Raw genomic sequence first — 9,713 nt, 5'->3', positions numbered from 1 at the left:
GGGCCGCGGTTGCCAGCAGCTCGTACTCAGTCGTCGAAACCGCGGGCGACCAGAGCGTCGCCCAGGGCGTCCGCATCGCGTAGCGCACGCACCAGCAGCGGCACTGCGAAGGCCCGGAAGCTGCGAGTGGCGGTACGCGCGATCTGCGCCTCACGCACCTCGCGAGCCAATCCGGCGACCACCGGCACGCAGCGGATGCCCAGCATCAATGTCAGCCCGACACGCTCGGGATCGACCCCGAACCTGCGCAGCGGCCCGACCGCCCGCACCACGACGTCGATCAGGGCGCTCATCGGGGTCGTCAAGGTGACCAGCCCGGCCGCCGCGACCAGCGCGGCGATCATGCCGGGGATGGCTATCGCATGCTGCCAGTCGAACGACCACCAGTTCATTGCCGCGATGAAAACCAGCAGCCAGATCATCGGACGCAGCTGTTTGAGCATCAACCCGAGCGGGAACCCCGCCACCAGATAGCCGGCCAGCACCAGCGCCAGAGCTGCCAGTACCAGCCACCAGCGCGATTGCAGCCAAATGGACGCAGCACCCAGCACCACCAAGGCGCACAGCTTTGCTACGGCGGGCGCCCGGTGCAGCAACGAGGATCCCTGCCGGTAGAGGCCCAGCGTGTTGATGCCGATCGCCATCAGGCTTCCATCAGCTCGCGGTAGTACGCCAACGCCTCGGGGGGTGGGGCGTCGGCGACCAATCGTCCCGAGTCGAAGACCAACACCCGATCGAAGTCGTCCAGTAGGTAGAGATGATGGGTGGCCAAGACCACCGTCTGCGACAGCTCACTGATGACCCGCCCGATCATCCGGGCGTTGCGCAGGTCGAGCAGGGTGGTCGGTTCGTCCATGATGATCAGCTGCGGCGAGGTGATCAGCACCGATGCCAGTGCGAGCAGCTGCTTCTGTCCGCCAGAGAGCAGGTGCGCCGGATGGTCCCGGTGACCGGCCAGCCCGAAGCGGTCCAGCATCTCGTCCACCCGGGCAGCGATCTCCTGCTTGCTGAGCCCCGACTTGCGCAGCCCGAAGGCGACATCCTCAGCCACCGTTGGCATGATGATCTGGGTGTCAGGGTCGGTGAACAAGAATCCGGCGAGCTTACGCACCTTTGCCGCAGCCGAAGCGGTATCCAGCCCGTTCACCCGGACCGCACCCTGGCTGGGGATCAGCAGCGCATTGAGCATCCGGACGAAGGTCGACTTGCCTGATCCGTTGTGGCCGATGACCCCGATCCTGCTTTCGGTCAGCTCGGTGCTGACGTCGTCGAGCACCTGTCTGGCCAGCGGGCCTTGCCCGTAGCGGTGACCGACGTGATCGACCTCGATACGTACCACGCCAATTCAGCGTACGCGGTCGGCGACGGACGCGGCGCCCGCCTCGGCCTGGTCGTGTACCGAGGCCTCACCCTGGCCAGCGGCTTCGCCCCGCCCGCGCCAGGGCAGCAGCCCCGGATAGGCGGTGTGCACACCCTTGGCGATGAGCACCGCGATCACGGCCTTGGCCAGATCGCCGGGCAAATACACCACCTGGGCGAGCAAGGCCTGCGAGAGGCTCAGGTGACCGGCGACCATCATGCCGGAGATCCCGAAGAGGTACATCAGCAGCAGGCCGCCGAGCAGAGTGATGATCAGGCCCTTCCAGATCGAGTAGGGCGCGCCGACCCGGTAGGTGGCCCAGCCCATCACGAAGGCACAGACGACGAAGCCCACCAGGAAGCCGACGGTCGGGCTGAAAAAGACGCCGATGCCGCCGCGTCCGCCCGAAAGCAGCGGCAGGCCAAGGGCGACCATCGCCATGAACAGGAGTATGGATCCTCCGCCACGACGGCCGCCCAGGATGGCGCCGGCCAGCATCGGGCCGAGCGACTGAGCGGTGATCGGCGCGGGCGAGATCGGCAGGTAGATCGGTGGGATGAGCCCGAGTGCAGCAGTGACACCCGCGAAGACTGCGATCAGTGCGATATCGCGGGCGGGATGCGACGGCTGTGTGCTCATGCGCGACGGCCTTTCAGAGTTTTCAGGAGGAGAGACACGAACACCTTAACACTGTTCAGGCAATCGTCCTTAACGGGGTTCAATTACACAAGCCGGTCGTCACGCAAAGACGCTTATACCACTTGACTATCAACCGAACGACGGGGGGTCGGGACAAAAGTTGCAAATGCTAGCTGACCTGGGTGTAAGTTCGCGCTATGGACGCACAGGTACTCGCGCGTTGGCAGTTCGGCATCACAACTGTCTACCACTTCTTTTTCGTTCCGATGACCATCGGTACCAGCTGGATGGTTGCAGTGCTGCAAACCCGCTGGCTACGCAGCGGGGACGATCAGTGGCTGCGCCTCACCAAGTTTTTCTCCAAGCTCTTCCTCATCAACTTCACTGCCGGCGTGGTCACCGGCATCGTGCAGGAATTCCAGTTCGGCATGAACTGGTCGGAATACTCCCGCTTCGTCGGCGATATCTTCGGCGCGCCGCTGGCGCTCGAAGCCCTGGTCGCCTTCTTCCTCGAGTCGACCTTCATCGGCCTGTGGATCTTCGGCTGGGACAAGTTGCCACGCGGTCTGCACAACATGTGCATGTACCTCGTGGCCCTCGGTAGCACCATCTCGGCGATCTTCATCCTGGCCGCGAACTGCTTCATGCAGAACCCGGTCGGCGCCGTCTATGAGAACGGACGCGCCGAACTCGCCGACTTCAGTGCCTTGTTCACCAACCCCTTCTTCTTGGTCACCTTCCCGCACCAGATCGCCGCTTCTTTGATGGTGGGTGGCGCGCTGCTCGCGGGCGTGGGCGCCTGGAAGCTCGCGAAGGTCCACAAGGAGAACCCCCAAGGCCATCCCGACGAGGATGCCTGGCGCAAGTCATCGCGGATGGGCGCCTGGGTGATGATCGTCGCCTGCCTCGCGGTCTTCGCCTCTGGTCACGCACAGGGCCAGGTCGAAGCAAAGTTCCAGCCGATGAAGCTGGCCGCGTCCGAGGGACTGCTCGACACTTCCGCGCCGGCAGATTTCGCCATCGTGGGTATCTACACCCAAGAACGCGGATCCGACGGCATCACGAAGGTGACCAAGGTGTGGAGCTTCGAAGTGCCCTACGTCTTGAGCATCTTGGCCTTCAACGATCCGAATGCCGAAGTCATGGGCATCAACGACCTGACCGAACAGTTCCTGGCCGACGGCTATCGCAACATCGAGGGCGGCCGTACGCCGCTGCAGGAGCAGTTCTCCAGTCAATTGGCAGAGCTCAGCGTCGACCCGGTGCCCAATGTGATGATCTCGTTCTACAGCTTCCGGATGATGATCGGCTTGGGCTCGCTCGGTTTGCTGATCGGCCTGGCGATCTTGTGGTTCACTCGTAAGGGCCACTATCCCCCGGTCGATAAGAACTGGCAGTTCCAGACCTGGAAGTACGTGATGGGTGCCCTGCCGTTCATGCCACTATTCGCCAACTCCTTCGGTTGGATCTTGACCGAGATGGGCCGCCAGCCGTGGATCGTCTACGGCGTGCTGCCCACCTGGACGGCCAATTCGCCCAACGTCAGCGCAGGCGAGATCATCTTCAGCATGAGCGCGTTTACTCTGGTCTACGGCATCATCGCCGTGCTGGTACTGAAGCTCTTCTTCACCTACATCGCCAAGGGCCTGCCCGACGTGACCCCGCCCGAGGTGTCCACGGACGCCGACAAGCCGCTGTCGTTCGCCTACTGAGGCCAAGGAGATACTCACTATGTCGCATGACCAGCTGATTATTCTGTGGTTCCTCCTGGTGGGAGTGCTGTGGATCGGCTTCTTCTTCCTCGAGGGATTCGACTTCGGTGTCGCGATGCTCTACCCGGTCATCGGTAAGGACCCGACCGAGCGCCGCGTCATGATCAACACGATCGGCCCGACCTGGGACGGCAACGAGGTCTGGCTACTGACCGCCGGCGGTGCGATGTTCGCGGCCTTCCCCGGGTGGTATTCGACACTGTTCAGCGGCCTCTATGTGCCGCTGCTGCTCGTCCTGCTCGGGCTGATCATCCGCGGGGTGTCGTTCGAGTACCGCGCCTTGATGCCGGACGATAACTGGCGCGACACCTTCGACTGGTGCGCGACGATCGGTTCACTGATCGTGTCCCTGGTCTTCGGGGTCGGCTTCGCGAATATGTGGAAGGGTATGCCGGTCGACGGTCAGCCGCCGCACATGAGCGGATTCTGGAACCTGTTCACGCCGTTCACTTTGCTCGGTGGCGTGGCTCTCGTGGTGATCTTCATGGTCCACGGCGCGGTCTTCCTGTCGCTCAAGGCCTCCGGCTCGGTGCATGACAAGGCGCATGGCGTGATCAAGCTGCTCGGCCCGGTCGCCGTGGCGTTGCTGGCCGCGTTCGTCGTCATCGGCAACATCGCCTACCCGGCAACCAACAACCCGCACCTGGGATCCGGCGCGTCGGCAGCGATGTGGGTGGTCGGCCTGGTGTCGGTCGCGGCACTGGCCTTCGGGGTCCTCATGCACACCGAGAAGGGCGTCCAGAAGCGCGAGAACCTGGCGTTCTTCGGGACGGGCCTGGCGATCGCGACGCTGTTCGTGACGATCTTCATCAAGATCTTCGGGACGCTGGGGTTCGTGCCAACACCCGGCACCGAGTTCGACATGTGGATCGCCGCGAGTTCCGCGGTCACGCTGAACCTGATGAGCAAGGCCGCGCTGGTCGGCGTGCCACTGGTACTCGCCTACACCATCTGGAGCTACCGAGTCTTCCGCCGCCGGTTGTCGGTGGATCACATGCCGCCCGAGTCGAGTTCGGCAGCGACGGCCGGCGTCGAGATCGCGAACGGCTGACCTTGGCGCCACCGCTCGATCCACGGCTTCTCAAGCGCGCGACGGCGACCAGGGCTTTCCTGGTCGCCGTCGCGTTGACAGGTATCGCCAACGCCGGCTGCATCATCGTCCAGGCCTGGCTGATCGCTCACGCGGTCTCCGGAGTGTTCGGCAGCCGATCGACCGTGTTTGCGGGGCCGTTGCCATCGCTTGGCGCCTATATCGGTGTGCTGGGGGCGGTCTTCACCGTCCGTGCCGGCCTCAGCTGGTTGAGTTCGTGGCTGGCGCACCGGGCATCCGCATCCGTCAAGTCGCAGCTGCGTACCGACCTGATGACGGCGCGGCTGGCCAACCCGCGGGATGCCTCGACCACATCGAGCACGCTGATCTACCTCGCCACCCAGGGCCTGGATGCTCTGGACGGCTACTTTGCGAAGTATCTTCCGCAACTGGTGATGGCTGCATTCATCCCGCTACTGATCCTGGCGGTCATCGTGGGCCAGGACACCGAGTCGGCCATCATCATTGCGATCACCTTGCCGCTGATCCCGTTGTTCATGGCGCTGATCGGCATCGCCACCCGCGAGCAGGTCGACCGGCGGCTGAAGTATCAGACCAGGCTGGCCAATCACTTCACCGATCTGGTCACCGGTCTGCCGACGCTGCAGGTCTTCGGACGCGCCCGCGGGCAGCTGACCGGTCTGAAGCATGTCGAGCAGCGCTCCCGGATCGAGACCATGAAGACGCTGCGGCTCGCGTTCCTCTCCGGTGGTGTGCTGGAACTGCTGGCCACCTTGTCCGTTGCACTGGTCGCGGTCACCGTGGGATTCCGCGTCGTCGACGGTGCGCTCGATCTCACGACCGCCCTGTTCGTCCTGGTGCTCGCGCCCGAGGCCTATCTGCCCGTGCGGATGGTCGGCGTCCACTTCCATGACTCGGCCGATGGCGCCGCAGCTGCCGATTCGGTCTTCCGCGTCATCGAGGCAGTCGAGGCCCCGCCGGCGGCGCCACTTGCGCCTCCCGCATTGATGACCTCCGAGATCGTCTTCGACCACGTCTGCGTGCACTATCCGGGCGCCGATCGGCCGTCCCTGGAGGACCTGAGTTTCACGATGCGCCCCGGCGATGTGCTGGCGCTGACCGGACCCTCGGGCGGCGGCAAGTCGACCGCGCTGAACGTGCTGATGGGCTTCGTCCAGCCGACCAGCGGGTCCGTTCGGGTCGGGGGCATCGACCTGCGCGATCTCGATCTCGCCGCGTGGCGACGCCAGATCGCCTGGGTCGATCAGAACCCGGGGATGCTGCGCGGAACCATCGGATCGAATGTTGCCATCGGCTATCCGCAGGCCGCGCAAAGCCAGCTGCGCGAGGTACTTGACCGCGCCGGCGGCCAAGATCTGGCATTGGATCGTCCGCTCGCCGATGACGGTGAGGGCCTGTCCGCCGGAGAACGCCGGCGAGTCGCGCTCGCCCGCGCGCTGCTGCGCATCGAGTTGGACGAAGCCGGGTTACTCGTCCTGGACGAGCCGACGGCAGGACTCGATCAGGCGACCGAGGCCCAGGCCGTTGCCGCGGTACGCGGGACCGGAGTGGGAGCGATCGTGATCAGCCACCGGGAGGCGCTGCTGAGGCTGGCCGACGAAATGGTAGCGGTTGGCGCCCATCGTGGCCTTGAAAGCAGCACTGTGAGCAGCCATCAGGAGGCCGGCAATGGCCACCGGGAGTGACATCCGCACGCTGGTCAGCCGCCTGATCGCCCGCGAACCGCGGGGGCGCTGGCGGTTGGTGGTATCGATCCTGCTGGCGATCTTCGCGAGCGGTTGCGCCGTGGCTCTGATGGGCGTCTCGGGCTGGATGCTGAGCCGGGCCGCCGAGCATCCTCCGGTGTTGTATCTGCTGGCCGCTTCGGTCGGGGTCCGTTTCTTCGGGATCGGGCGTGGGGTCGGTCGCTATTTCGAGCGGCTGACCGGTCACGATCTGGCGCTGCGGATGCAGAGCGGACTGCGCGAACTCACCTTCACCTCGCTGAGCCGCACCACTTTGCTGGGCCGCCGCTACGGTGACCTGCTGGTGCGCGTCACCGCCGACGTCGAGGGCATCGTCGATCTGGTGGTTCGGGTGATCATGCCGTTCAGTTCGGCGGTCGTGGTCTTCCTGGGCACGAGTGCGATCCTGACGATCTTCAACCCGTTGGACGCCGTGGTGCTGCTCGCGATCTCCATCGTCGCCGGCGTCGTCGTCCCGTGGCTTGCCTCTCGCTGGTCACGGCAGGCGGATGAACAGGCCGTGCCCGCCCGCGGCGAACTCGGCGACAAGGTGCGCGAGATCTCACTCGGTGCCGCCGACATGGTCGCCTACGGTCTGGTCGATCGCGAGCTGGCGGCGCTAGCGGCCATCGACGGCGAACTGCGCACCAGCGAACGCGAAGGCGCCTGGACGCGCGGAGTCGCGGAGGCCGCCCAGATGCTGTCGACAGGGTTGGCTGTGGTCGCGGGACTGGCGATCGGCGGGGCCGCGGTCGCGAACGGCACGATGCTCGGTCGCGATCTGGCGATCCTGGTGCTGGTTCCGCTGGCCCTGCACGAGGTCTACTCGGACTTCACCAAGTCGGCCCAGACGTTGACCCGGTCACGCGCCGCCCTGACCCGGGTGCTCGATGTGCTGCGGGCCGAACCAGTCGGATCCGGTGATCGGGTGGCCGACCCGGAGTCGACAGTGACGGGGCTGCACTTGCACGATGTCGGGGTCGGCTGGCCCGATGGACCCGAGCTGCTGGCCGGTATCGACCTTGATGTGCAGCCGGGTCATTCGGTGGCGCTGACCGGACCATCGGGGCTCGGGAAGACGACATTGGCGGCCACGGTCATGGGGTTGATCCCGGCGCGCGGCGGCCAGCTGCTGGCACCGGGCCGGGTCGGCTACCTGGAGCAGAGCTCGCATATCTTCGCGACCTCGCTGGCAGAAAACGTGCGGATCGGTAACAAGGACGCGACCGATGCACAGGTCGTCTCGGCGATGAGCAAGGCCGGTCTGCAGCTGGACCCACAGCGCGAGGTCGGCGAGCAGGGCGCGACTCTGTCGGGCGGCGAGGCCCAGCGGGTGGCGCTCGCCCGGCTGCTGGCTTCGTCCGAACCCTATGGACTGGTGATTTTGGACGAGCCGACCGAACATCTCGACCGCGAGACCGCGCAGGCGCTGCTGGACGACCTGTTCACGACGCTGGCCGATACCGCACTGCTGGTGATCACCCATGACGAAGATCTGATGGCCCGCTGTGACCGGGTGGTCGACCTGAGTCGGTGGGCCTGCGGCGGCACGCTGCGCTGACGCGCATTTCCGCCTGGCTTTGTATTCCCGTGGTCCGGATCTGAGGCGGAGTCGATCCGCCAAATGAACGCGATCCAGTTACTCGTCACTCGGTGCCTCGGCGTGGCCTCTGGAAAGTAGCGAGATCGTCCCCAAGGCGACCAGCATGGAGCCAGTGATCTCCATGGCGTAGAGCATAAGAGAAAGAAGTAGTCCTGGCCATGCTTGTTGCGATGATTCTTCGGCGTCTAGGACGATGAGCTGACCGATCAGACTCAGCGTGATTGAGACAGCTATTAGACCGAGCCCAAGGACCAATGATGTTCTTCCGCTCAGTGGTCTATTCGCACTCTCTTGTGCCGGCACCGGTTGTCCTATGACCGCGCACGCAAGCAGCACTCCCGCCGCAATTACGCACACGACTCGCACATCGGATAGTAACGTGACAACCACGCTTGAGATTCTGAACGTCAATTCGGCACGTAAGAAGACATCGATTCCAAAAGCAATCAGGAAGGATGTTGCGGAGCACAACGCCATCATTTGTTTCGACATGCTGTTTCCCGTCCGGCGTTCGAGTGGCGGCTGAGGCATCTCTTAGGAGTGTATCCCTGCCGCCACGAGAGCCCGCTCTACGCTACGAACGCGCCAGCCCAACCGATGTAGGAGGGGTTACTTATGATTGCGGCCGGAGTGGAAGCCACCGGACCCCAACTCAGCGTAATGCTTCTGTCATAGCATCCTGCACCGGTCCATCGCTCCTGCCAGGTATTATCGAAACGCCACGCGTAGTGACGCGCATTCCAGCAAGAGGTACCACTGGAATTCGGATCGGTTGTTCGAGTGTAAGTGATAGTCGCACCACCATCCGTGCCGATGTATCCGCACGGAGAATTGTAGCGAAGGCCCGAACTGTAGGCGGGAGCCACAGCATTCCAGCGACATTGGACCGACCGTTGAACCTTGTCAGCAGCTTGATCTTCGAACACCTCGCCATCTGTCGTCAGCCAGATTGTGTCTGCTGGAACACTGGGATCGACCCAAATGTCTGAGCGATTTGGATCGATATCGGCAGACCATCGACCACTTCCTGAGAAACATCAGGGTTTGCCCTGCCGATCGCCGTGTCCATGCGATTGGCCGCTTGCACGACATCATCGGGCGAAGCAAATGCTGCTGGCGCCTGAATAAGTCCCAATACCAGAGCGACGGGGGCGATGAGAACAATCAATCTACGATTCTTCATTGTTGTACCTTCTTTTTGGGGTAACCGAAGGGGGGTATCTCCCAATTAGCACTGCAACGTGCTTATCAGGAGTGATCTGATCACTGACATAGCGGTCGAGCGCTCGCAAGCAAACCGGGAATAATATAGGACGTATTTTCGATGAGCTGCCCAACCCGATCAGATCCAACGCCTGGCGGATCACTTGGAGGCGGTCGGAGGCGTGTTCGATCCGGCGTTACCGGGCCGCATGATCACCAGCGCTTCACCCGTGTCCTGGGCGTCGTGGTCGCAGAAGGTGTACAACGGGTGGAACCTCGTCCAGGCTGCGTCAGGCGGTCGATTCTGCGGGCGGGGTGTGGCAATGGGCTTACGACGCGA

General features: G+C 63.8%; 10 protein-coding genes. 5 read left to right on the top strand and 5 right to left on the bottom strand.

The window, feature by feature from the left end; translation table 11 throughout:
• Positions 1–26: 26 nt before the first annotated feature.
• Genes AAFP05_RS11635 through AAFP05_RS11625 form a run of 3 tightly spaced genes read right to left on the bottom strand, consistent with a single transcriptional unit; the run spans position 27 to position 1,999 of the window.
• Positions 27–644 (bottom strand): energy-coupling factor transporter transmembrane protein EcfT, encoded by a 618-nt coding sequence (locus AAFP05_RS11635; RefSeq protein WP_341730032.1) that lies wholly within the window; start codon positions 642–644, stop codon positions 27–29.
• Positions 644–1,339: an ABC transporter ATP-binding protein gene (locus AAFP05_RS11630; protein ID WP_341730031.1), complete on the bottom strand. Its 696-nt coding sequence runs from the start codon at positions 1,337–1,339 to the stop codon at positions 644–646. Before AAFP05_RS11630 ends, AAFP05_RS11635 begins: the two co-directional genes overlap by 1 nt.
• A 6-nt stretch (positions 1,340–1,345) precedes the next feature.
• Positions 1,346–1,999: a biotin transporter BioY gene (locus AAFP05_RS11625; RefSeq protein ID WP_341730030.1), complete on the bottom strand. Its 654-nt coding sequence runs from the start codon at positions 1,997–1,999 to the stop codon at positions 1,346–1,348.
• A gap of 197 nt (positions 2,000–2,196) precedes the next feature.
• Between AAFP05_RS11625 and AAFP05_RS11620 the strand changes: the two genes are divergently transcribed.
• The 5 genes from AAFP05_RS11620 (at position 2,197) to AAFP05_RS11600 (ending at position 8,696) form a co-directional block, all read left to right on the top strand.
• A complete protein-coding gene (locus AAFP05_RS11620) occupies positions 2,197–3,711 on the top strand; it encodes a cytochrome ubiquinol oxidase subunit I (RefSeq protein ID WP_341730029.1) in 1,515 nt (504 codons plus the stop codon).
• A gap of 19 nt (positions 3,712–3,730) precedes the next feature.
• Entirely contained in the window at positions 3,731–4,822 is a 1,092-nt protein-coding gene (gene cydB / locus AAFP05_RS11615) for a cytochrome d ubiquinol oxidase subunit II (RefSeq protein WP_341730028.1), read from the top strand.
• Positions 4,823–4,881: 59 nt separating this feature from the next.
• Complete coding sequence (cydD, locus tag AAFP05_RS11610) at positions 4,882–6,528, top strand: thiol reductant ABC exporter subunit CydD (protein ID WP_341730047.1); 1,647 nt, start codon at positions 4,882–4,884, stop codon at positions 6,526–6,528.
• Positions 6,512–8,128, top strand: a complete 1,617-nt coding sequence (gene cydC / locus AAFP05_RS11605) for a thiol reductant ABC exporter subunit CydC (RefSeq protein WP_341730027.1) — start codon at positions 6,512–6,514, stop codon at positions 8,126–8,128. Before cydD ends, cydC begins: the two co-directional genes overlap by 17 nt.
• Before the next feature lie 421 nt (positions 8,129–8,549).
• On the top strand, positions 8,550–8,696 hold the full coding sequence (locus AAFP05_RS11600) for a hypothetical protein (protein ID WP_341730026.1): 147 nt from the start codon (positions 8,550–8,552) through the stop codon (positions 8,694–8,696).
• A 414-nt stretch (positions 8,697–9,110) separates the two neighbouring features.
• Here AAFP05_RS11600 and AAFP05_RS11595 read toward each other — a convergent pair whose 3' ends face one another.
• Positions 9,111–9,353, bottom strand: a complete 243-nt coding sequence (locus AAFP05_RS11595; RefSeq protein ID WP_341730025.1) for a hypothetical protein — start codon at positions 9,351–9,353, stop codon at positions 9,111–9,113.
• Between the two features lie 180 nt (positions 9,354–9,533).
• Positions 9,534–9,713 (bottom strand): hypothetical protein (locus AAFP05_RS11590; RefSeq protein ID WP_341730048.1); only part of this gene is annotated, 180 nt, incomplete at its 5' end.

The sequence above is a fragment of the Brooklawnia sp. genome, from assembly GCF_032229645.1.
Lineage (GTDB): Bacteria > Actinomycetota > Actinomycetes > Propionibacteriales > Propionibacteriaceae > Brooklawnia.
This window is presented reverse-complemented; position numbering and strand designations above follow the sequence as displayed.

Coding starts and splice junctions, on each gene's coding strand:
- cydB (WP_341730028.1), top strand. CDS start 3,731: ATGTCGCATGACCAGCTGATTATTCTGTGGTTCCTCCTGGTGGGAGTG.
- AAFP05_RS11595 (WP_341730025.1), bottom strand. CDS start 9,353: ATGAAGAATCGTAGATTGATTGTTCTCATCGCCCCCGTCGCTCTGGTA.
- AAFP05_RS11620 (WP_341730029.1), top strand. CDS start 2,197: ATGGACGCACAGGTACTCGCGCGTTGGCAGTTCGGCATCACAACTGTC.
- AAFP05_RS11635 (WP_341730032.1), bottom strand. CDS start 644: ATGGCGATCGGCATCAACACGCTGGGCCTCTACCGGCAGGGATCCTCG.
- AAFP05_RS11625 (WP_341730030.1), bottom strand. CDS start 1,999: ATGAGCACACAGCCGTCGCATCCCGCCCGCGATATCGCACTGATCGCA.
- cydC (WP_341730027.1), top strand. CDS start 6,512: ATGGCCACCGGGAGTGACATCCGCACGCTGGTCAGCCGCCTGATCGCC.